The 19,669-nt window shown below is 64.8% G+C and carries 20 protein-coding genes; 9 read left to right on the top strand and 11 right to left on the bottom strand.

Annotated features, from left to right (window positions below):
- Window positions 1-188: 188 nt before the first annotated feature.
- From ACQCS0_RS02995 to ACQCS0_RS02975, 5 genes are all read left to right on the top strand, one after another.
- Window positions 189-1,205 (top strand): tripartite tricarboxylate transporter substrate-binding protein, encoded by a 1,017-nt coding sequence (locus ACQCS0_RS02995; protein WP_354155377.1) that lies wholly within the window; start codon window positions 189-191, stop codon window positions 1,203-1,205.
- Window positions 1,202-1,714 carry a tripartite tricarboxylate transporter TctB family protein gene (locus ACQCS0_RS02990; RefSeq protein WP_282329679.1) on the top strand — a complete coding sequence of 171 codons (513 nt, stop codon included), beginning with the start codon at window positions 1,202-1,204 and terminating at the stop codon, window positions 1,712-1,714. Before ACQCS0_RS02995 ends, ACQCS0_RS02990 begins: the two co-directional genes overlap by 4 nt.
- Window positions 1,714-3,318, top strand: coding sequence for a tripartite tricarboxylate transporter permease (locus tag ACQCS0_RS02985; RefSeq protein ID WP_354155378.1), 1,605 nt, complete (start codon window positions 1,714-1,716; stop codon window positions 3,316-3,318). The genes ACQCS0_RS02990 and ACQCS0_RS02985 overlap by 1 nt, the downstream gene beginning before the upstream one ends.
- A gap of 93 nt (window positions 3,319-3,411) precedes the next feature.
- Window positions 3,412-3,813, top strand: a complete 402-nt coding sequence (locus ACQCS0_RS02980; protein WP_354155379.1) for a universal stress protein — start codon at window positions 3,412-3,414, stop codon at window positions 3,811-3,813.
- A 181-nt stretch (window positions 3,814-3,994) separates the two neighbouring features.
- Window positions 3,995-4,252 (top strand): hypothetical protein, encoded by a 258-nt coding sequence (locus ACQCS0_RS02975; protein ID WP_354155380.1) that lies wholly within the window; start codon window positions 3,995-3,997, stop codon window positions 4,250-4,252.
- A 119-nt stretch (window positions 4,253-4,371) separates the two neighbouring features.
- Here ACQCS0_RS02975 and ACQCS0_RS02970 read toward each other — a convergent pair whose 3' ends face one another.
- The 4 genes from ACQCS0_RS02970 to ACQCS0_RS02955 form a co-directional block, all read right to left on the bottom strand.
- A complete protein-coding gene (locus ACQCS0_RS02970) occupies window positions 4,372-4,608 on the bottom strand; it encodes a hypothetical protein (protein ID WP_354155381.1) in 237 nt (78 codons plus the stop codon).
- A 160-nt stretch (window positions 4,609-4,768) separates the two neighbouring features.
- Entirely contained in the window at window positions 4,769-6,361 is a 1,593-nt protein-coding gene (gene hutH / locus ACQCS0_RS02965; RefSeq protein WP_354155382.1) for a histidine ammonia-lyase, read from the bottom strand.
- A gap of 71 nt (window positions 6,362-6,432) precedes the next feature.
- A complete protein-coding gene (hutU, locus tag ACQCS0_RS02960) occupies window positions 6,433-8,130 on the bottom strand; it encodes a urocanate hydratase (protein ID WP_354155383.1) in 1,698 nt (565 codons plus the stop codon).
- A 213-nt stretch (window positions 8,131-8,343) separates the two neighbouring features.
- The gene (locus ACQCS0_RS02955) at window positions 8,344-9,138 is read right to left on the bottom strand and encodes an IclR family transcriptional regulator (RefSeq protein ID WP_354155384.1); all 795 of its coding nucleotides are present in this window, start codon (window positions 9,136-9,138) and stop codon (window positions 8,344-8,346) included.
- 249 nt (window positions 9,139-9,387) lie between these two features.
- Here ACQCS0_RS02955 and ACQCS0_RS02950 point away from each other — a divergent pair, with 249 nt between their 5' ends.
- The gene (locus ACQCS0_RS02950; RefSeq protein WP_354155385.1) at window positions 9,388-10,278 is read left to right on the top strand and encodes a GNAT family N-acetyltransferase; all 891 of its coding nucleotides are present in this window, start codon (window positions 9,388-9,390) and stop codon (window positions 10,276-10,278) included.
- On the opposite strand, the gene ACQCS0_RS02945 is transcribed toward ACQCS0_RS02950, so the two are convergent.
- The 4 genes from ACQCS0_RS02945 to ACQCS0_RS02930 all read right to left on the bottom strand — a co-directional run bounded on the left by ACQCS0_RS02945 (window position 10,267) and on the right by ACQCS0_RS02930 (window position 13,702).
- Window positions 10,267-11,916: a DUF222 domain-containing protein gene (locus tag ACQCS0_RS02945; protein WP_354155386.1), complete on the bottom strand. Its 1,650-nt coding sequence runs from the start codon at window positions 11,914-11,916 to the stop codon at window positions 10,267-10,269. The two genes, ACQCS0_RS02950 and ACQCS0_RS02945, sit on opposite strands and share 12 nt — an antisense overlap.
- Before the next feature lie 162 nt (window positions 11,917-12,078).
- On the bottom strand, window positions 12,079-13,050 hold the full coding sequence (locus ACQCS0_RS02940; RefSeq protein WP_354155387.1) for an NAD(P)-dependent alcohol dehydrogenase: 972 nt from the start codon (window positions 13,048-13,050) through the stop codon (window positions 12,079-12,081).
- Window positions 13,047-13,280, bottom strand: a complete 234-nt coding sequence (locus ACQCS0_RS02935; protein WP_354155388.1) for a helix-turn-helix transcriptional regulator — start codon at window positions 13,278-13,280, stop codon at window positions 13,047-13,049. The genes ACQCS0_RS02940 and ACQCS0_RS02935 overlap by 4 nt, the downstream gene beginning before the upstream one ends.
- Window positions 13,274-13,702 (bottom strand): hypothetical protein, encoded by a 429-nt coding sequence (locus tag ACQCS0_RS02930; RefSeq protein WP_354155389.1) that lies wholly within the window; start codon window positions 13,700-13,702, stop codon window positions 13,274-13,276. Before ACQCS0_RS02930 ends, ACQCS0_RS02935 begins: the two co-directional genes overlap by 7 nt.
- Window positions 13,703-13,928: 226 nt before the next feature.
- Between ACQCS0_RS02930 and ACQCS0_RS02925 the strand changes: the two genes are divergently transcribed.
- A complete protein-coding gene (locus ACQCS0_RS02925; RefSeq protein ID WP_354155390.1) occupies window positions 13,929-15,404 on the top strand; it encodes an amino acid permease in 1,476 nt (491 codons plus the stop codon).
- 43 nt (window positions 15,405-15,447) lie between these two features.
- Here the strand turns inward: ACQCS0_RS02925 and ACQCS0_RS02920 are convergent, their stop codons facing one another.
- The gene (locus ACQCS0_RS02920; RefSeq protein WP_354155391.1) at window positions 15,448-16,311 is read right to left on the bottom strand and encodes an SDR family oxidoreductase; all 864 of its coding nucleotides are present in this window, start codon (window positions 16,309-16,311) and stop codon (window positions 15,448-15,450) included.
- 123 nt (window positions 16,312-16,434) lie between these two features.
- On the opposite strand from ACQCS0_RS02920, the gene ACQCS0_RS02915 reads away from it, so the two are divergent.
- Together ACQCS0_RS02915 and ACQCS0_RS02910 are read left to right on the top strand one after the other, a co-directional pair.
- Entirely contained in the window at window positions 16,435-16,842 is a 408-nt protein-coding gene (locus ACQCS0_RS02915; RefSeq protein WP_354155392.1) for a helix-turn-helix domain-containing protein, read from the top strand.
- Between the two features lie 180 nt (window positions 16,843-17,022).
- On the top strand, window positions 17,023-17,286 hold the full coding sequence (locus tag ACQCS0_RS02910; protein ID WP_354155393.1) for a hypothetical protein: 264 nt from the start codon (window positions 17,023-17,025) through the stop codon (window positions 17,284-17,286).
- Between the two features lie 87 nt (window positions 17,287-17,373).
- On the opposite strand, the gene ACQCS0_RS02905 is transcribed toward ACQCS0_RS02910, so the two are convergent.
- Entirely contained in the window at window positions 17,374-18,123 is a 750-nt protein-coding gene (locus ACQCS0_RS02905; protein WP_354155394.1) for a 3-hydroxybutyrate dehydrogenase, read from the bottom strand.
- A 52-nt stretch (window positions 18,124-18,175) separates the two neighbouring features.
- Complete coding sequence (locus ACQCS0_RS02900; RefSeq protein WP_354155395.1) at window positions 18,176-19,558, bottom strand: MFS transporter; 1,383 nt, start codon at window positions 19,556-19,558, stop codon at window positions 18,176-18,178.
- Window positions 19,559-19,669: the final 111 nt, after the last annotated feature.

The raw sequence follows: 19,669 nt of genomic DNA, 5'->3' as shown, positions 1-19,669 counted from the left end.
TGGCGGGTCTCTGGTGGTCAGGCTACCTGAACGATGCCCACTGCAGAGTCCCGGTGGCATACCGGAAACGTGAACGCAATGAACTTAACTTTCTCTGCGTACACAAGAGTGATGCCGGTCACGGCCGGGCCTAGCATCGGAATTACAAATCAGCCCAGCTGATCAGTCTTGATGAGAAGAGGAACACCATGCGCCAGATCCGCGCATTGCGAATTGCCGCCGTCGCCGCCGGCATCGCCCTGATGGCCACCGGCTGCGGTGCCACCGGCAAGAGCTCCACCGACGGCGCCAGCTCCGGCTCCGGCGCCGCTGCAGGCCCCGTGACCGGGCTCCAGATCATGGTGCCCAACACTCCGGGCGGCGGCTACGACACTACCGCCCGCGTCGCAGCGAAGGTTCTCGACGACGAGAAGGTCGCCACCAACACGGAGGTCTTCAATCTGGCGGGTGCAGGCGGAACTGTCGGCCTGGCCCGCATCGTCAACGAAAAGGGCAACGGCGACCTCGCCATGCTCATGGGCCTGGGAGTGGTGGGCGCGAGCTACACCAACAAGTCCGAGTCCAAACTGACAGACACCACCCCGCTGGCCCGGCTCATCGAAGAGCCCGGCGCGATCATGGTCAGTAAGAACTCGCCCTACAAATCCATCGATGACCTGGTCAGCGCATGGAAGGCTGACCCCGGTTCCATCAGCGTCGGCGGCGGCTCCTCCCCCGGTGGACCGGACCACTTGCTGCCGATGCAGCTTGCGGGAGCCGTCGGCATTGACGCCACCAAGGTGAACTTTGTTTCCTACGACGGCGGTGGAGACCTACTCCCGGCCATCCTTGGCAATAAGGTGGGCTTCGCGGCCTCCGGCGCCGGAGAGTACCTCCAGCAGATCAAATCCGGCGATGTCCGAGTCCTGGCAACCAGCGGCACTGAGCGGCTCGAAGGCGTCGACGCACCTACGCTGAAGGAATCCGGCATCGACCTGGTGTTCAGCAACTGGCGCGGCATGGTGGCTCCCCCGGGAATCACCGAAGCCGACAAAGCCAAGCTGATTGCTGCGCTCGAAAAGATGCACGGCACCAACGCCTGGAAGGAAGCCCTTAAGAAAAACAGCTGGACTGATGCCTTCGTCACCGGTGACGAGTTCGAAACCTTCCTGACCGAGCAGGACAAGCGGGTGGCGGAAGTCCTCACGAAGCTTGGCTTGGCGTGAGCTCCTTCCCAACTTCGGCGTCCAGGCTAAAAGGCCGCTCCGAGCTGGGGGTTGCCCTCCTGCTCGGAGTGGCGGGCGTCGTCGTCCTGGTCGACGCCATCGCACTGGTCACCCCGTATTCCCAGTCCGATCCGGTGGGACCGAAGACCCTGCCCTACATCATCGCGGGTCTGCTCCTGGTCTGCGCCGTCCTGCTGGCAGTCAACGTGCTGCGGGGCGGACAGGGAGAAGCCGAAGGCGGTGAGGACGTGGATCTCTCGCACCCCGCCGACTGGAAGACGGTCCTGCCACTGGTGGCAGCCTTCGTGGCCAACATCCTGCTGATCGACTGGGCGGGATGGGTGATCTCGGGAACCGTCCTGTTCTGGGGCAGCGCGTGGGCCCTGGGGAGCCGGCATTACGTCCGCGATGGCCTCATTGCCCTGGCTGTGTCCGTACTGACTTTTTACGGCTTCTACCTAGGCCTCGGCATCCCGCTGCCCGCCGGTCTCCTGGAAGGAATTCTTTAATGGATGTCTTCTCGTCGCTCATGGACGGCTTTGCCACCGCCCTGACCCCTATGAATCTCCTCTACGCCGTTATTGGCGTGATCCTGGGTTCCGCCGTCGGCGTGCTTCCGGGCCTTGGCCCGGCCATGACCATTGCCCTGCTGCTCCCGGTCACCTACGTCCTGGAACCCACCAGCGCCTTCATTATGTTCGCTGGCATCTACTACGGCGGAATGTACGGCGGCTCCACCACGTCCATCCTCCTAAACACCCCAGGGGAATCGTCTTCTGTTGTCACCGCCATTGAAGGCAACAAGATGGCTAAAGCCGGCAGGGCCGCCCAGGCCCTGGCGACGGCAGCCATCGGCTCCTTCGTGGCAGGCACCATTGGCACCGCACTACTGGCTGTCTTCGCACCGATCGTGGTTGAGTTCGCAGTCAGCCTGGGCTCGCCGAGCTACTTCGCCATCATGGTGCTTGCACTCCTGGCAGTGACCGCCGTCCTTGGATCTTCGCGGCTCCGGGGCTTTGCCTCGCTCGGTCTTGGGCTGGCCATAGGCCTGGTAGGCATGGATTCCGTCACCGGCCAGCGCCGCCTCACCTTCGGCCAGCCCCTGCTCGCCGATGGCCTGGACATCGTGGTGGTGGCAGTCGCCATCTTTGCGGTGGGCGAAGCACTGTGGGTTGCCGCTCATATGCGCCGCACTCCTTTGCACGTCATCCCGGTAGGCCGACCCTGGATGGGAAAACAGGACTGGAAACGGTCATGGAAGCCCTGGCTCCGCGGAACGGCATTCGGTTTCCCTTTCGGCGCACTTCCGGCCGGTGGAGCCGAGATCCCCACGTTCCTCTCATACGTGACGGAGAAGCGCCTAAGTAAGCATCCCGAGGAGTTCGGCAAGGGAGCCATCGAAGGAGTTGCCGGACCGGAAGCAGCCAACAACGCGGCCGCCGCCGGCACCATGACGCCCCTCCTGGCCCTGGGCCTGCCCACCAATGCCACTGCCGCCGTGATGCTCGCAGCGTTTGTCCAGTTCGGCATTCAGCCGGGACCCCTCCTGTTCGCCAACGAGGGACCGCTGGTGTGGGCGCTGATCGCGAGCCTCTTTATCGGCAACTTCCTGCTCCTGCTCATCAACTTGCCCCTGGCACCGATGTGGGCAAAAATCCTGCAGCTCCCGCGGCCGTACCTGTACGCCGGGATCCTGTTCTTCGCCACGCTGGGCGCCTATTCGGTCAACCTGCAGGCTTTCGATCTGATACTCCTGCTGGTGCTCGGTGCGTTGGGATTCATGATGCGGCGTTTCGGACTCCCCGTGCTGCCGCTTATCCTGGGCGTCATCCTGGGGCCGAGGATCGAAGGACAGCTTCGCAAGAGCCTGCAGCTCAGCGCGGGTGACCCCGCCGGTCTCTTGAGCGAGCCGATCGCCGTCGGCATCTATGTCATTCTGGCGATTATTCTCGCCTTTCCGCTGCTGCTCAAGCTGTGGCGTCGGAACCGCCCGGCAGTACTGCAGGCAGGAGTGCCCGCCACTCGCTCCGGCGAATCCGAACCGACGAATGCCAGCGGCAGCACCAGCCATGGCAGCCACCGCGCCACCACTGGCGGCGACGGGGACGGCTAACCGGACGGCTGCCCAGTCCTGGGCATCAGCCCCGCATCAGCCCCGCATCCGCCCAGCAGCAGAAGATCACCTGACAGAAAAAGAGGTACAGCCATGACGATCGTTGTGGGATACGTCCCGACCCCCGAGGGCGAAGCGGCCCTGACCCAGGCCGTCGCCGAGGCCCGGAAGAGCAACACCACCCTGCTGGTCATCAACTCATCCAAGGGCGATGCCCTGGTGGACAACAGGTACGCCCAGGAACCTGAGATCCAGAGCATCGAGGACCGGCTGGCCACCCAGGGCATTGACCACGTGATCAAGCAGCCGGTCCGTGGGCATGACGCGGCGGCGGAGGTACTCGACGCCGCGGAGGAGCACAACGCCGCGCTCATCGTGATCGGCCTGCGCCGCCGTACCCCGGTGGGCAAGCTGATTATGGGCAGCACCTCGCAGCGGATCCTGCTCGAGGCTGATTGTCCCGTGCTGGCCGTCAAAGCGGGCACGGCGGGCTGAACAGAGCGTTACCTTCGATCCGAAGTTTGTTCGCGGGATACCGCCCTGACGGTGCGGCCAGGCGAACAAACTTCGGATTTTAGCGTCTGTGCCCAGGAAGCAGCAGTCATCTGACATCCCAGGTCCTGTGTCCGGTACAGTAGATGGAGCCCTTTGGCACGAGAAACAGAAAGTTCGGCACATGACTACAGCATTTTTGGAACGTCCCCTGGCCGCCGCCGCGGCCGTCGAAGACCCGGCTTCGCTGTCCATCGAGCTGCATTTTTCCACAGCGCAGGAGATGCACGAAGGCCTGGATCAGGCTGTCGCCACGCTGATCGAGCCGGCTAAAGACGCCGCCTGCGGCATCCTTGTGACGCGGCTGCGCCCGGGACGATTCACGGTGGCCCTGGACGAGTCAGTCCCCTTCGGCGAAACATACGAAAGCATTGCGGCCTGAGCTGATTCGGCCCCGAATCCGGGCTACGGTCCCTCCCGCGATCCAACGCGATCTACGCAAGAGTCCCCGCCCTCCGGCAACGGAAGGCAGGGACTCTTGTGCGTTTTGATGTCGCGTTCCTAGCTCATGCGGACCTCTACACCGTCGGACTTAAGGAAAAGTTCCTTCTCCGACGCGGTGGCCGGCACGAGCCATAGCACGTTCCCGCTCTGCGATATTTCTTCCACTTCGCCCGCCGCAATGACGTGCGCGTGTTTAATGATTTCCACCCGGTCACCAGCTTTGAGCGTTCCCCACTCCGAGATGGTGGCCGAATGGTTATTACGCCTCGACAGGACAGCCCCGCGTGCTTTCATTTGAACTACTACCCCTTTGTATACGTTCTGCGCCACAGCCTCTTTGATGTGACTTTCACTACACCTTCATTTCTACTACAGTCCCGGCGCCGAAATGTACGTGTCGCACCATATTTCGACATTGGTTGAATTTAGTAGCAGGACCGAAGAATATTCCCGCTCAGGAAAGAATTCCGACGGCGGATTCTGCGGCTGCCCGGACCTTTCCGGAGGCAACCAGACGGTCAGCCGCCTCCAGCTCCGGCGACAGGAACCGGTCGGTTCCGGGGCCTTCGACGACGGACCGCAGCACCCCGATCACGGCAGTGCCTGCCGGGCCCGGAGTGAGCTCGCCGTCGGACAGCTGCGTCCGCATGTCGATGGCGCGGGCGCTCGTCACCAGTTCGATGGCCAGGACACGGCGGAGATTCTCCACGGCCTTGCGCAGCTTCCGGGCCGCGTGCCAGCCCATGGACACGTGGTCCTCCTGCATGGCGGAGCTGGGGATGGAATCCACCGACGCCGGGACGGCCAGTCGCTTGTTGTCCGAGACCAGCCCAGCCTGCGTGTACTGGGCGATCATCAGTCCCGAATCCACGCCCGGATCCGCGGCGAGGAACGCCGGCAGCCCGTGCGAACGCGCCGGGTCCAGCATCCGGTCCGTCCGGCGCTCGGCGATGGAGCTGAGGTCCGCCACGGCGATGGCCAGGAAGTCCAGTACGTACGCCACGGGTGCGCCGTGGAAGTTGCCGTTGGAACTGACGCGCCCGTCGGGCAGGACCACCGGGTTGTCGATGGCCGCAGCAAGCTCACGGGAAGCCACAAGGGCGGCGTAGTCCACGGTATCGCGCGCGGCGCCTGCCACCTGGGGTGCGCAGCGCAGCGAGTAGGCGTCCTGGACCTTGGAATCCCCCACCCGGTGCGAGGCCACGATCGGGGAGTTGGAGAGCACTCGCAGCATGTTGTCTGCACTTGCGGCCTGGCCGGGGTGCGGACGCAGCGCTGCATGCAACTCCGGCACGAAGACCTGGTCCGTACCGAGCAGCGCCTCCACGCTGAGCGCGGCGGTGATATCCGCCGTCGTGAGCAACTGGCGGATGTCTGCGATGGCCATCAGGAGCATGCCCAGCATGCCCTCGGTGCCGTTGACCAGCGCCAGACCTTCCTTCTCGGCGAGGACGACCGGCTCGATGCCGTGACCGGCGAGCAGCGCGGCGACAGGCGCCTCACCCCGCCCCCCGTACGTCACGCCGTCGGGCCCTTCCGCTTCCCCCTCGCCCATCAGCACCAGCGCGCAGTGGGACAGCGGGGCGAGGTCGCCGGAGCAGCCGAGCGAGCCGAACTCGCGGACCACCGGCGTGATGCCGGCGTTGAGCACGTCAACCATGGTCTGCAGGACGACCGGACGGACGCCGGTTCGGCCGGACGCGAGGGTCTTGGCGCGCAGGAACATGATGCCGCGGACCACCTCGGGTTCCACGGCCGGGCCCATGCCCGCGGCGTGGCTGCGGATCAGCGATTTCTGCAGCTGGGTGCGCAGCTCGCTGGGGATATGCCGGTTTGCCAGCGCACCGAAGCCGGTGGAGATACCGTAGGCGGGGGTCTCGCTGTGCGCCAGTTCGTCGATGTGCGCGCGGACCTTAGCCACCGTGTCCAGCGCTTCGTGTGCGATGGTCACCCGGGCGTTGTGGCGCGCGACGGCGACAACGTCCTCAGGTGTGACTCCGGTGGAGCCGAGCGTGACGGTGAGCGCTTCGTTCGTGGTGATGGTCATGATTCCTACTTTGGTGGTTGAGCCTGGGCCGGTGGTTGAGCCTGTCGAAATCTGGATCTCGACGGGCTCGATCACCGGGCCTCGTTCATCGGGATGCGGACGCCGCGTTCTTTGGCGACGTCGAGGGCGCGGTCGTAGCCGGCGTCGGCGTGGCGGATGACACCCATGCCGGGGTCGTTGGTGAGGAGGCGTTCGAGTTTCTGTGCGGCGAGGTCGGTGCCGTCGGCGACGGAGACCTGGCCAGCGTGGATGGAGCGGCCGATGCCGACGCCACCGCCGTGGTGGATCGAGACCCAGGTGGCACCTGAGGCGGTGTTGAGCAGGGCATTGAGCAGCGGCCAGTCCGCGATGGCGTCCGAGCCGTCGGCCATGGCCTCGGTTTCGCGGTATGGGGAGGCGACGGAGCCGGAGTCGAGGTGGTCGCGGCCGATCACGATGGGCGCCGTGACCTTGCCGTCCTTGACGAGCTGGTTGAACAGCAGGCCGGCCTTGGCGCGGTCCCCGTAGCCGAGCCAGCAGATCCTGGCTGGCAGCCCTTCGAACTCCACCCGTTCCTGTGCGGCGTCGATCCAGCGGTGCAGGTGCTTGTTCTCCGGGAAGAGTTCCTTGATGGCTCTGTCCGTGACGGCGATGTCTTCGGGATCGCCGGAGAGCGCCACCCAGCGGAACGGGCCGAGGCCCTCGCAGAACAACGGGCGGATGTAGGCCGGGACGAAGCCGGGGAATTCGAACGCGCGGTTGTAGCCGCCGGTGCGGGCCTCGTCGCGGATGGAGTTGCCGTAGTCAAAGACCTCGGCGCCGGCGTCCTGGAACTCGACCATGGCCTGGACGTGCTTGGCCATCGAGGCCTGGGCCTTCTTGGTGAAGCCTTCCGGGTCGGCGGCGGCCTCAGTGTGCCACTCCTCGACCGCGATGCCTTCAGGGAGGTAGCTCAGCGGGTCGTGGGCACTGGTCTGGTCCGTGACGATGTCCACTGTGAGTTCGCCGGCGTTGTGGCGGCGCAGGATCTCGGGGAAGACCTCGGCGGCGTTGCCGACGTAGCCCACGGACCAGCCGCGGCGCTCTTCTTTGGCCTTCAGCACCTTCGCGATCGCGGCGTCGAGGTCCGTTTCCACCTCGTCGAGGTAGCGTTTGCCGGCACGGCGGCGCAGGTGGCTTTCGTCGACGTCGACGATCAGGCAGGCGCCCTCGTTCAGGGTGACGGCGAGCGGCTGGGCGCCGCCCATGCCGCCGCAGCCGCCGGTGAGGGTCAGGGTGCCGGCGAGGGTGCCGTCCTCATCGCCGGTGAGCTTGCGGGCGATCGCGGCAAAGGTCTCGAAAGTGCCCTGCAGGATACCCTGGGTGCCGATGTAGATCCAGGACCCGGCGGTCATCTGTCCGTACATCATGAGGCCCTCGGCCTCGAGGCGGCGGAATTCGGGCCAGTTGGCCCAGTCACCAACAAGGTTGGAGTTGGCCAGCAGCACACGGGGTGCCCATTCGTTGGTGCGGAACACGCCCACCGGTTTGCCGGACTGGACCAGGAGCGTCTCGTCCTTTTCCATGGTTTCCAGGGTGCGGGTAATGGCGTCGAACGCGGCCCAGGACCGTACGGCGCGGCCGGTGCCGCCGTAGACCACCAGGTCTTCGGGGCGTTCGGCCACCTCTGGGTCCAGGTTGTTCATCAGCATCCGCAGCGGGGCTTCGGTCTGCCAGCTCTTGGCGGTGAGCTCGGTGCCGCGGGCTGCTTTGACCGGGCGGGCACCGGTGGTGAAATCGGCGGGTGCCATGAGGGCTCCTATGTGTTCTGGCGAGTGGTTCGCGGTGATGGGAAGAGGTTCTGTCTCTACTAAAGCCCCTTCGCGGCGGGGCAAACAGGGCTTTTGGAGGGGTAGTGTCTGGGATTCCAGACCGCTGCCGTTTCCCTGTTGCTCTATCCGATCCGGTCGCCAAACCGGGCGAACGGGAACCCAATGTGATAGAGCATGGCTCGGGGGGAAGAGCTACTTGGCCGCGCGGCCGTGGATGCGCACCGACAGCTCGTCCGCTACTTTCTGGACCCGCGCGGCGAGCGCCGGCCATTGGTCCGCCGGCAATTTGTCCTCGAGGAACGTGACGGCGACTGCCGCCGTCGGCCATCCCACGTGGTCCGTAACAGCGGCGGCGATCGAGCCGAAGCCGGGCGTCACCTCGCCGTGTTCGGTAGCGTAGCCGCGCTGCCTGACCCGGTCGAGGTGCGAGGACAGCGCGGAGTACTTCATGATGGCGCCCTCCACCTCATGCCGGGCAGTGAAGGCCTCGGCATTCGGGTAAAGCGCACGGACCTGGGACTTGGGCAATGCCGCGAGGATGGCGCGTCCGCTGGCGGTGAGGTGGCTCGGGAGCCGGACGCCGACGTCGGTGACCAGGGACGGGCGGTTCTTGGCCCGCTCTTCCACGATGTACAGCACGTCGCGCCCATGGAGCACCGCCAGGTGCGCGCTCTCGCCGATCACATCCACCAGCGATGCCAGCAGCGGCCGGCCCAGGCGGGACAGCGGTTCCTGCCGCGAATACGCCGAGCTCAGCTCGAAGGCACTGATCCCCAGCCCGTAGCGCTGCTCCTCGTGCAAGTGGAGGACAAAACCGTTCGCCTCCATTACCCCGAGCAGGTGGTAAACGCTTGAGCGCGGCAATCCCAAGGACGTCGCAATGCTCGACGCCGCCATCGGCCCCCGCTTCGAGGCCAGTAGTTTGAGGATACGAAGGGTGTTCTCGGCAGCGGGGACTTTGGACGTCGCCCGTGGTTCGCTGCCCACCTCAGGCCTGGTTTCCGTTCTCGACACCACTGTGCCCTCCGTTATTTTCTCGCGGGGCTTCCGGCCATGTCCGGGATCCCGTACTTAACCTTGCACCCATGGCAGGCCTGTTCATCGCCATCCAAACACAGCCTGTGTCCGGAATACCAGACTATGGCGTTCGGACCCGGTCGCGGTCCCGAGATGTTAGCCCCAGGCTGCCCTCCCGGTCCGCTCGGGTCCGGCGGCGCTGGTCCTAGGCTGAAGCGTATGGCCTCAACCACGGATATCCTTGCCGCGGACGATTCCCAGCTCCGCCGGCTGGTTCCGCCAACGATTCCGGCAGGCCACGACTATAAGCTGCTGGGCCCCCTGCTACGCGTGACCGGGCAGCGGCCGGGCTTCATCGAGTCGGCCCGTGACCTTGGCGTGGAGGGCGGGATGCTCGACAGGCTGATCGTCGAGCAGCGTGACTACTTTGCCGGCCGCGGGGAAGCCGTCGAATGGAAGACCAGGGCACATGATCTCCCGAATGATCTGGAGTCCCGACTTGGCGCAGCGGGCTTCGTGCCGGAAGACCGCGAGACCGTCCTGGTAGGTGAGACGGCTGCGATGGCCGGCGGCACTGCGACCGCGGAAGGCATTCGGGTGAGACTGGCCCGTGAACGCCCCGACCTGGAGCGCATCGCGGCCATGAAGTCTGAAGTGTGGGCCGCCGACTACAGCTGGGTGGCTGCTGATCTGCATGACCGGCTGGCCTCGGACCCGGAAAACCTGGTGGTCTTCATGGCCGAGGCCTCGGGGGAAATGGTGTCGGCAGCCTGGTTGGAGGTCAATCCGGGCTCGGACTTCGCGGGTTTGTGGGGCGGCTCGACATTGCCTGCATGGCGCCGACGGGGGATCTGCAAGGCCTTGGTGTCGGCGCGGGCTAGGGTGGCGGCTGCCTGTGGAGTGAAGTACCTGCAGGTGGATGCCTCCGCTGACAGCGAGCCGATCCTGCGACGACTGGGATTCAGGGCAATCACCACCACCACGCCGTTTGTGTGGACTCCTCCTGCCAGGGGCCAGAGCTCCTGCCAGGGGCCAGAGCGCGGGAGCACTTGGGTAGAGTGCCCGCTACGCACCCGAGACCTTGAAACGGCAGGCGACTCAGCGCCCTAGACGTTCCTGGACGCTGACGTGCACTGGCGTCGGCGAAAGCGGCCTATCCGGAGACCCGTCTCCTGCCTGGGGATGGTCTGGCTGTTGGTCTGGCTGATAGCACTCGGACAGGGATGAGTCGTCGGGCGGGTTTTGAGGATCCGGGCCACAATCTTGAAGTCTTAGCCTTTCACCAATTTCTTGATGCCCAAACTGTTCTTCGATCTGGCATGGCCAGTGTGGTGGTTCCCAGTCGGGGTGTTCGCTGGCGTATCGCCGGCCGTTGGGTGAGATCCAGCCGGGTGGCTCGTTCTTGGTAGCGGTGGTGGGTTTCCAACCTGTGGTGTGGCGGAGTCGGTGGTGTTTGTGGCAGGGCTGACCGAGATTGCTGATGCCGGTGGTGCCGCCGTGGGCCCAGGGGAGGATGTGGTCGGCTTCGTTGTCGAGGGAGTGGTTGCTGCAGCCGGGAAACGGGCATTTGCCGTCGCGCAGCCGTAGCCATTGGCGTTGCGCTTTCGTGAGCCGGTAGCTGGTCCGCCCGATCTCCAGCGGAGCACCGTCCCGCGGATCGATCAGGACCCGGTGAAAGGACTCCGCACCTTCCGCCACGAGTTGCCGGGCCATGGGCGGCGGGATCGGGCCGTATCCGTCGAGCATGGCCGGTTCATCCGTGAGGCCCAACAGCGCAAACACCGGCACGGTTATCAACACCTGTGCCCGCGGCGAGGGAACACCGCCGCTCACGGCGATGCCCCCGGTCTCTTGGTGGCTCGTTTCACCGGTCGCGCTGCCCCTGTTTTCCCTACCCTCATCACCGGTTCCGGCCCCGGCGCTGGCGCTGGTGTCGGTCAGGAGCCAGGTCGCGACGGAGTCTGCGCGGAGCTGGCTCAGAGTCCGGCCCTCATGAGGCCCCTGGAGGGCCCGCGCGGCGGCGGTGGTGCGGTCCCAGATCCCGGCGGCCTGATCGGCGGGCAGGTACGCGGAGAGCCAGGCCATCCCGTCACGGTCCGGGGCATGCTCCATCCGCCGGTCCTGGATACCGCGTAGGTGGCGCTTTTCGATGCTGACCGGATGATGGCGTTCCCGCCAGGTGCGGGCCTTGTGCCGGAACCGGCCGGGGATGAGCTCACCGGCCAGGCCACGTGCCGGATTCGCGACGTCCGGGTCCAGGAAATGCGCTTCGAGGGCCGCCGCGGCCGCCCTGTCGAGGTTAGTGGTTTCATCGACCATGATCCGGGCGTGCGGCCACGAAATGACCCCGGCCTGCAACGCCGAGAACGTCAGCGGCAGGGCCGTGGTCAGCGCGCGCGCCTCAGCGAGCAGCGCACTGGCGGCGCGGTCACTGACCGCCAGCACGCATGCGACCTCAGCGACGACAGCCATCTCCTGCCCGCTATGGTCCTGCGGCGACTCAGCAGGGCCCGCCAGGGCCTCGGCGGCGGCGCTGTAACCGGCAGCCAGCCAGACCTTCAGGGCAGCACTTTTCGCGTCCAACCGTGAGATCTCGGCCAGCCCGTCCAGCAAACCATCCGCTACCCGGCGCAACGGATCAGCATCCCAGGACCCGGAGGAAACGGTCCCGCCGCGGAGCGCCACTGCTAGCTCAGCGAAAGACACCGAAAGGGCCTCCGCCGCCGCCACAGCTCCTCTGCTATCCATGGTTAAAGCATCTCAGCAGGGGTCTGACAATATCCTCAAGGATGAACGCCTATGTGGATAACTCCGCTGACATCATTCTTGAGGTGCCGGCGGGAGCTGGCCGGCGCCTAACTGTCCCTTCGCGCCGGGGGTGGAAGGGCGGGGGTGGAAGGTAGAAGAGCCTCAGATGCTGACCACTACTTTGCCGCGGGCCCGGCCCTCGTGCATGTATTCTACGGCGGCTGGCGCTTCAGCGAGCGCGTACACCTTGTCCACTGCAGGCCACACACTGCCGGCTTCAATAAGCGTGGTCAGCGCCTCAAGATCGCGGTAGTTCTCCGTCGAAACAAGCCCTTTGAATTTCTGCCCGGAAAACAGCGACGCCAGCGGCGCACCCATCGAACGCTCAAACCCGCCGGTCAGGTTTCCTCCGCCCTCACCGCCGACAATCACCAGGATCCCGCGCGGCGTTAGCGCCTTCCGCAGGACTGAGAGCGGCCGGTTGCCGGCGGTATCCAGAATGACGTCGTACAGCAGCCCGGCAAGCGCAAAGTCGTCCTGGGTGTAATCGATGACGTGATCAGCGCCGAGGGACCGGACCAACTCCACCTTTCCGGTGCTGCAGACTCCCGTGACCTCCGCCCCGAATGCCTTCGCCACCTGCACAGCAAAGGACCCGACTCCCCCGCCAGCGCCGATGACCAGCACCTTCTGGCCGGCACTGACCTGCCCGGCATCGCGGACAGCCTGCAACGCGGTAACACCAGAAATTGGTGCCACCGCAGCCTCCTCGAACGTGAGGTTTGCGGGCTTCGCGGCCACACGTTTCTCCTGGGCGCAGACGAATCCGGCAAAAGACCCCTCGCAGGTGCCGAACACTTCATCGCCGGGCTGGAAGCGTGTCACGCCGGCCCCCACGGCCTCCACAACCCCGGCCACCTCGCGTCCGCGGACAGGCACCTTGGGCTTCTTGAGCCCGAACCCGAAAAGCCGGACCAGGTACGGCCGCCCGGTCATGAGGTGCCACACGCCCTGGTCGACACCGGCGGCACGAACCCCGATCAGCACTTCCCCAACGCCGGGCAGCGGCTGCGGAATATCCCGTAGCTGGAGCACATCGGAATTCCCGTAAATGTCCTGCACGATAGCTTTCATGATGCTTCTCCTTCGTTGTTCGGGTACTGGAACACGTCCTCTAACGGCACGACTAGCACATGGGCGATCTGGAACGCCATCTCCAAAGACGGCGAGTACCGGCCCTGCTCGATGGCGATGACGGTCTGGCGGGTGACACCCACGCGGTCGGCGAGTTCGGCCTGCGTCATCTCTCCCCGTTCGAACCGCAGGCGCCGGATGGAGTTGGTTACCCGCGTTGGCTTCACCACGGCTGGAACCCCCGGCGGTAGGCCACGATTTTGGCCACGGAGCCCAGAATCGCGGACAGGACGAACGTCAGGTAGATGACGTTCGCGATCCAGAAGTGATCCACCTCAGCCATCGCCAGGAGCAGCGCCGCGACGCCGCCGATGACCACAAACGACTGTCCGATGTACTCACCGAAACGGTAGATCTCCCTGTCGCGCTGGTCCTTCTTCCCGGACTCCTTGGGCGAAAAGATGCCCAGGAGAATGTGCAGGGCGATGGACGCAGCAATGGATGCCCCGACGGTCCACAGCAGTGGAGCAACGTACGGAAGCTCGGCAACTGGCATAGTGCCGGCCAGCCCCAGGACGATGGCCAGGTACACGCCATAGGAGCCCACCGCCACCACCCCCATGATCCAGGCGCTCTTCTCTTCGAAGGACATTTCCGTTCCTGCCATTCCCACCAGATGTAAAACAAAGCTGACATTTTAAAAGTAAAGAAAACCAGACATGATGTCAATAGTTTTGGACTCCGCAGGAAAGGAAAGGCCACACCCCAACCCCCAGTCTGAGATGGAAGACACCAACCGCCCGTGAGTCTCATCGCCAGGGGCGCCAAAGTGGTCTGCTGGTTGGCGATCCCCCTCCCAATGACGAGAAGGTATTCGTATGCAGCAAGCACCAGGCGCCGCCACCCAAGACGCAAGCCCGGCTGGACAGCCCAGGCCGGGAGCCGCCGTCGCGCACGTCCTGAACCGGGGACTGAACGTCCGCCATATCCGCTTTATGGCCCTGGGTTCGGCGATCGGCACAGGCCTGTTCTACGGCTCAGCCTCGGCCATCCAGAAGGCGGGCCCGGCGGTCCTGCTGGCCTACGTTATCGGCGGCGCGGCAGTCTTCATGGTCATGCGGGCCCTCGGCGAGATGGCCGTCCGGCATCCCGTCTCGGGCTCTTTCGGCCAGTACGCCAGCCGCTACCTCGGACCGCTGGCAGGGTTTGTGACCGGCTGGACCTATGTCTTTGAGATGGCGATTGTGGCCATCGCCGATGTCACTGCATTCAGCATTTATATGGGCTTCTGGTTTCCCCAGGTGGACCGCTGGATCTGGATCCTGGCCATTATTTGTTTCCTGGCCGCAATGAACCTGCTCAGCGTGAAGGTCTTCGGCGAGCTCGAGTTCTGGTTCTCGCTGATCAAGGTGGTGGCCATCATCGCCATGATCGTCGGCGGCGCCGCCATCATCGCCTTTGGTTTCCAGGCCGGCGGTTCCACAGTGACTCCGGGACTCGGCAACCTCGTGGAGCACGGCGGGCTGTTCCCCAACGGCTTCGAGGGACTGCTGGCATCGTTCGCCGTCGTGATGTTCGCATTCGGCGGGATCGAGACGCTCGGCATCACCGCCGGGGAGGCCGCACACCCCAAGAAGGTCATCCCCAAGGCCGTGAATACGGTGCCGGTCCGCGTCCTGCTGTTCTACGTCCTGACTCTCGGCGTGCTGATGAGCCTGTTCCCGTGGAACGAGATCGGGACCAACGGGAGCCCGTTCGTCCAGATCTTCAGCGGCCTGGGGATCCCGGCCGCACCGCATATTCTCAACGCCGTGGTGATCACCGCTGCACTCTCCGCCATCAACAGCGACATCTTCGGTGCCGGGCGCATCCTGTTCGGGCTGTCCGGCCAAGGCCATGCACCGGCAGTTTTCGGCAGGGTCTCGCGCCATGGTGTGCCATGGATGACGGTAGTGATGATGGCCGGCATCCTCCTGGTGGGCGTGGTTCTGAACGCTGTCATTCCCGAGGACGTCTTTATCCTGATCGCCTCGATTGCCACGTTCGCCACCGTCTGGGTGTGGGTCATGATCCTGGCTTCACATGTCGCAATGAAAGGCGAGATCGCGCGGAAGGGCCTGCCGGCGTCGGAATTCCCGTCCCCGTGGTGGCCGGCTGCCTCCATCCTGACCATCGCGTTTATGGCACTGGTCATCGCCGTCCTGGGCGCCTTCGAGGACACCCGCGTGGCTCTCTACGTGGGCGCGGTGTGGCTGGGGCTTTTGGTCCTCGCCTACCGGCTGTGGGTCAAGGGGAACGGACGACGCCGGGCCGAACTCGTGGACGAAACCTCGCCGCTGCCGGTGGTCACCTGACGGTGCCGGGCAACGCGACCGGGCAACCAGGCCGCGGGGCTGTTTAGGCCGAAGCGAGCGCGGAACGGACGGCAGCCGGCATGGGCGTTGTCGGCCGGCCGATCAGCGTCCGGAGGTCCGAGCCGCTGACCAGGAGGTCGCCCCGGGCAATCCCGAGATCCGAGTCCGCCAGGATGTCCGCGAAGAGCTCCGGCACGCCGAACCCGGCGAGAAGTCCGGCGTAGTCGCTGGCAGGAAGGTCCTGGTAAACCACGGGCCTGTTGGCCGCGGTGCTGATTTCACGGGCCAGTTCGGTGAGCGTGAAGGCGTGGTCCCCACCGAGCTCGTAGATCTTGCCGGCCTGGTCTTCGGCAGCCAGCACGGCGGCGGCGGCTTCGGCGTAGTCCGCCCGGGACGCGGCACTGATCCTGCCTTCCCCGGCGCTGCCGGCAAGCGTGCCCTGGGCAAGCGTGCCCTGGAGCTGTTCGGTGTAGTTTTCGAGGTACCAGCTGTTGCGGAGGATGGCGAACGGCACGCCTGCCTCCTTCAGGATGGCCTCCGTTGCCTGGTGCTCGGCGGCCAGCTTCATGCCGGTGGTGTCTGCATTGGCGATGCTGGTGTAGGCGATCAACTCCACGCCCGCCGCTGCTGCTGCCTCAATCACGGTGCGGTGCTGGTCCACGCGCTGGCCAACCTCGCTGCCGGAAATCAGGAGGACTCTGCTGGCGCCCTGCAGTGCCAGCGCCACCGAGGCGGGGTCCGTGTAGTCCATCGCCCTGACCTGGACGCCGCGGGCTGCGAAGTCGGCAAGCTTTTCAATGGACCGGCCGGCAGCCACGATCTCTGCTGCCGGAACATTGCGCTGCAGGAGGGCCTCGACGACGTGACGGCCAAGCCGTCCGGTTGCTCCAGTGATAACGATGCTCATGGGTTGGTTCCTTTCACCATTCCTAAGGGGGTCACCCCTCACAACCAGCCATCCTTGCCATTACTTCCTGAAAGACAGTACGCACTTTGAGGTAAGGTACTTACCTTTTGGTAAGTTATGGGTATGGAAGCAACCGTATGGCCCGCCAGCCTGCCGGCAGATCTCCGGGCACATCTGCCCGAAGGACTGGCCGACGGCGTGTTCCCGGCCGGGTGCCCCAGCCGCACCGTCCTGGACCACATCACCAGCAAGTGGGGAGTGCTGATCCTGCTGGCGCTCTCGGAAGGTGAGCAGCGCTGGAGCGAACTCCGGCGCCGCGCGGAGGGAATCAGCGAGAAAATGCTGGCTCAAACCCTCAAGACCCTGGAGCGAGACGGACTGGTGCTGCGAAAGGCCCAGCCGGTCATCCCGCCCCGCGTGGACTACAGCCTGACCGAGCGCGGCTATGAACTGTCCAGCCTGCTGGTTCCACTGGTCACGTGGGCCTACAACAACGCCGACGACATCCTCAACAGCCCGGACCGACCCTGAAATCGCCTAGGTAGAACTGGTCCGCAAAGACAGGTACATGTTACTGGTGTGACTGGTGTGAATAGGGCCTACGGTATCTGTAAGGTGCCAGCCAGGAATAGGAGGACCATCCTCTGCTGGGAGCTTTCCGGCTACCGCACCAAACTGAGCGGCTCAACGCCGCTTCAAGGAGTGGTTCGCATGGTAAAAGCACATGTCCAGGACCGAGCCAGCATGGGGCGGCCTGTCAGACTTTCTTCCCTCGTTCGCCGCGCCTGCGGCCGGGTCCTCGCGGCGCTCCGCCCGCGGTGCCCCTATCGCGTGGGCGAAGCAGTGGTGGGCGACGATCCGTTCAACGGCCGGCACGCGGGGATCATCATGTCCCACCGCGGTCCGTCCGTGGAACTCAGAGCCGCGGCTGGGGTCTTCTTCTACGATCACCGCCACCTGAGGCGCCAGGACTGAGTTTTTGTCCAGATAACGCACCCATCAGACCCTGGAACCCGCGTTATCTGGACAAAAACTCCAAGCCCCGGAAGGACTGTTGGGGGCTTACCGAGCCGACCAGCCGCCGTCCATCACGTAACTGGACCCGGTGACCATGCCGGCATGATCGGACGCCATCCAGGCCACCAGCGAAGCAACTTCCTCCGGTTCCACCAGGCGTTTCACAGCGGACTCGGTGAGCATCACCTTGGCCAGCACCTCGGCCTCGGGGATGCCGTGCACCTTGGCCTGGTCCACAATCTGCTTCTCGACGAGCGGGGTCCGGACGTAGCCGGGGTTGATGCAGTTGGATGTGACTCCGTACTCCCCGCCCTCAAGCGCCGTCACCTTGCTCAGCCCTTCGAGGCCGTGCTTGGCGGAAACATACGCGCTTTTGAACGGGGAGGCCCGGATTCCGTGCACGGATGACACGTTGATGATCCGGCCGAAGCCGTTGGCGTACATGTGCGGCAGTGCGGCCCGGATCAGCAGGAACGGGGCTTCGAGCATGAGCGCGATGATCCGGCGGAAGTCCGCCGGATCGAACGCTTCGATGGGGCTGATGCTCTGAATCCCGGCGTTGTTCACCAGGATGTCGCAGTCCAGGCTCAGGGTGGCGAGTCCGTCCACGTCCAGCAGGTCCACGGCCCAGGCCGTGCCGCCCACTTCATCAGCGAGGGCGGCAGCGCCGGCGGAGTCGACGTCGGCCACCACCACTTTCGCCCCGCGGGCGGCGAGTTCCCTGACGCAGGCAGCCCCGATCCCGCTGGCGCCGCCGGTCACTACGGCCTTGCGGCCGTTCAGGGTGTTATCCATTGCACTTCCCATCGTTTTATCCGGTCCTTAGTAGTTCGGAGGCTCAAGCAGCTCAGCGTGAGCCGGCCGGGAGCAGTCCCTCGCGGGCGGCGTCGGCCTTGTCCACTTCTTCCAGAGCAATGCCCTTCGTTTCCTTCAGGCTCAGCACCGCCACCGTAGTGATGGCGCAGGCGACCACCAGGTAGATGGCCGTGGGCAGCCAGGAACCGGTGTCCTTGAGCCACTGGGTAGCCAGCAGCGGCGCCAGCGAACCAGCGAAGATCGAGGTGACCTGGGAGCCCAGGGATACACCCGAGTACCGCATCCGGGTGGGGAAGAGCTCGGCCATGATGGCGGGCTGGCCGGCATACATAAACGCGTGCAGGCACAGGCCGATGGTCACGGCCAGGACAATCACCACGGCGTTGCGCGTATCGAACATGGGGAAGGCGAAGAACGGCCAGGCCGCACCGGAGATGGACCCGATCAGGTAGACGGGCTTCCGCCCTACCTTGTCCACGAGACGGCCAACCTGCGGGATGACCAGGAAGTGGATGACGTGGGCAATCAGGAGTGCCAGCAGGAGCGAGGACGTGTCGTACTTGTGCACGCTCTTGAGGTAGACGATCGCGAAACTGACCACCAGGTAGTACATGATGTTCTCCGCGAAGCGCAGCCCCATGGCCTGCAGGATGCCCTTGGGGTATTTGCGGACTACTTCGAAGACCCCGTAGCTGACAGCCTGTTCTTTCTCCAGCAGGGCTTTGGCCTCCAGGAAGATGGGTGCCTCGGTGACGTGGGTGCGGATGTAGTAGCCAACGAAGACGATCACGGCGGAGAGCCAGAAGGCCACGCGCCAGCCCCAGCCGAGGAACGCTTCGGGGCTCAGGGTGGTGGACATGATGAACAGAACCAGTGTTGCCAGCAGGTTGCCCACCGGCACGGCGGCCTGCGGCCAGCTGGACCAGAATCCGCGGGACTTGTTGGGGCTGTGTTCGGCAACTAGCAGTACCGCGCCGCCCCATTCACCGCCGAGCGCGAAGCCTTGGATGAAGCGGAGGGCCACCAGCAGCGCCGGGGCCAGGTAGCCGATGTCAGCGAAGCCCGGGAGGCAGCCCATCAGGAAGGTGGCCACGCCAACGATCACGATGGTCAGCTGCAGCGTGGGTTTGCGGCCCAGCTTGTCGCCGATCTGGCCGAAGACGATCCCGCCGAGGGGGCGCGCCACGAAACCCACCGCATAGGTGAGGAACGCCTGGATGATGCCGTCCAGCTCGTTGCCGGTGGCAGGGAAGAAGTACTTCCCAAAGACCAGGGTGGCGGCGGTTGCGTAGAGGAAGAATTCGTACCATTCCACCACCGTGCCCACCATCGAGGCGGCCACAATCTTCTTCAGTCCGGATCCCTTGGGTGCGGATCCGGCGGCATTGTCTGCCGAGCGCTGCTCTACGCTCATGAGTTTCTCCTTAGTGTCCACTTTGACACGCGCTGTGATCCACTGCACTTCGAATCCACAGCACTAATGGCTCCACTGAGTATTACTGCACAAACATGCGCCTTCAATGGC

This window comes from Pseudarthrobacter sp. S6 (genome assembly GCF_050156575.1).
Classification (GTDB): Bacteria; Actinomycetota; Actinomycetes; order Actinomycetales; family Micrococcaceae; genus Arthrobacter.
This window is presented reverse-complemented; position numbering and strand designations above follow the sequence as displayed.

Excerpts from the sequence above, each read along its gene's own strand:
- ACQCS0_RS02985 (WP_354155378.1), top strand. The coding sequence starts at position 1,714 with ATGGATGTCTTCTCGTCGCTCATGGACGGCTTTGCCACCGCCCTGACC.
- ACQCS0_RS02930 (WP_354155389.1), bottom strand. The coding sequence starts at position 13,702 with ATGTCCTTCGAAGAGAAGAGCGCCTGGATCATGGGGGTGGTGGCGGTG.
- hutU (WP_354155383.1), bottom strand. The coding sequence starts at position 8,130 with ATGGCACCCGCCGATTTCACCACCGGTGCCCGCCCGGTCAAAGCAGCC.
- hutH (WP_354155382.1), bottom strand. The coding sequence starts at position 6,361 with ATGACCATCACCACGAACGAAGCGCTCACCGTCACGCTCGGCTCCACC.
- ACQCS0_RS02950 (WP_354155385.1), top strand. The coding sequence starts at position 9,388 with ATGGCCTCAACCACGGATATCCTTGCCGCGGACGATTCCCAGCTCCGC.
- ACQCS0_RS02920 (WP_354155391.1), bottom strand. The coding sequence starts at position 16,311 with ATGAGCATCGTTATCACTGGAGCAACCGGACGGCTTGGCCGTCACGTC.
- ACQCS0_RS02940 (WP_354155387.1), bottom strand. The coding sequence starts at position 13,050 with ATGAAAGCTATCGTGCAGGACATTTACGGGAATTCCGATGTGCTCCAG.
- ACQCS0_RS02915 (WP_354155392.1), top strand. The coding sequence starts at position 16,435 with ATGGAAGCAACCGTATGGCCCGCCAGCCTGCCGGCAGATCTCCGGGCA.
- ACQCS0_RS02900 (WP_354155395.1), bottom strand. The coding sequence starts at position 19,558 with ATGAGCGTAGAGCAGCGCTCGGCAGACAATGCCGCCGGATCCGCACCC.
- ACQCS0_RS02925 (WP_354155390.1), top strand. The coding sequence starts at position 13,929 with ATGCAGCAAGCACCAGGCGCCGCCACCCAAGACGCAAGCCCGGCTGGA.
- ACQCS0_RS02970 (WP_354155381.1), bottom strand. The coding sequence starts at position 4,608 with ATGAAAGCACGCGGGGCTGTCCTGTCGAGGCGTAATAACCATTCGGCC.
- ACQCS0_RS02980 (WP_354155379.1), top strand. The coding sequence starts at position 3,412 with ATGACGATCGTTGTGGGATACGTCCCGACCCCCGAGGGCGAAGCGGCC.
- ACQCS0_RS02975 (WP_354155380.1), top strand. The coding sequence starts at position 3,995 with ATGACTACAGCATTTTTGGAACGTCCCCTGGCCGCCGCCGCGGCCGTC.
- ACQCS0_RS02945 (WP_354155386.1), bottom strand. The coding sequence starts at position 11,916 with ATGGATAGCAGAGGAGCTGTGGCGGCGGCGGAGGCCCTTTCGGTGTCT.
- ACQCS0_RS02995 (WP_354155377.1), top strand. The coding sequence starts at position 189 with ATGCGCCAGATCCGCGCATTGCGAATTGCCGCCGTCGCCGCCGGCATC.
- ACQCS0_RS02905 (WP_354155394.1), bottom strand. The coding sequence starts at position 18,123 with ATGGATAACACCCTGAACGGCCGCAAGGCCGTAGTGACCGGCGGCGCC.
- ACQCS0_RS02910 (WP_354155393.1), top strand. The coding sequence starts at position 17,023 with ATGGTAAAAGCACATGTCCAGGACCGAGCCAGCATGGGGCGGCCTGTC.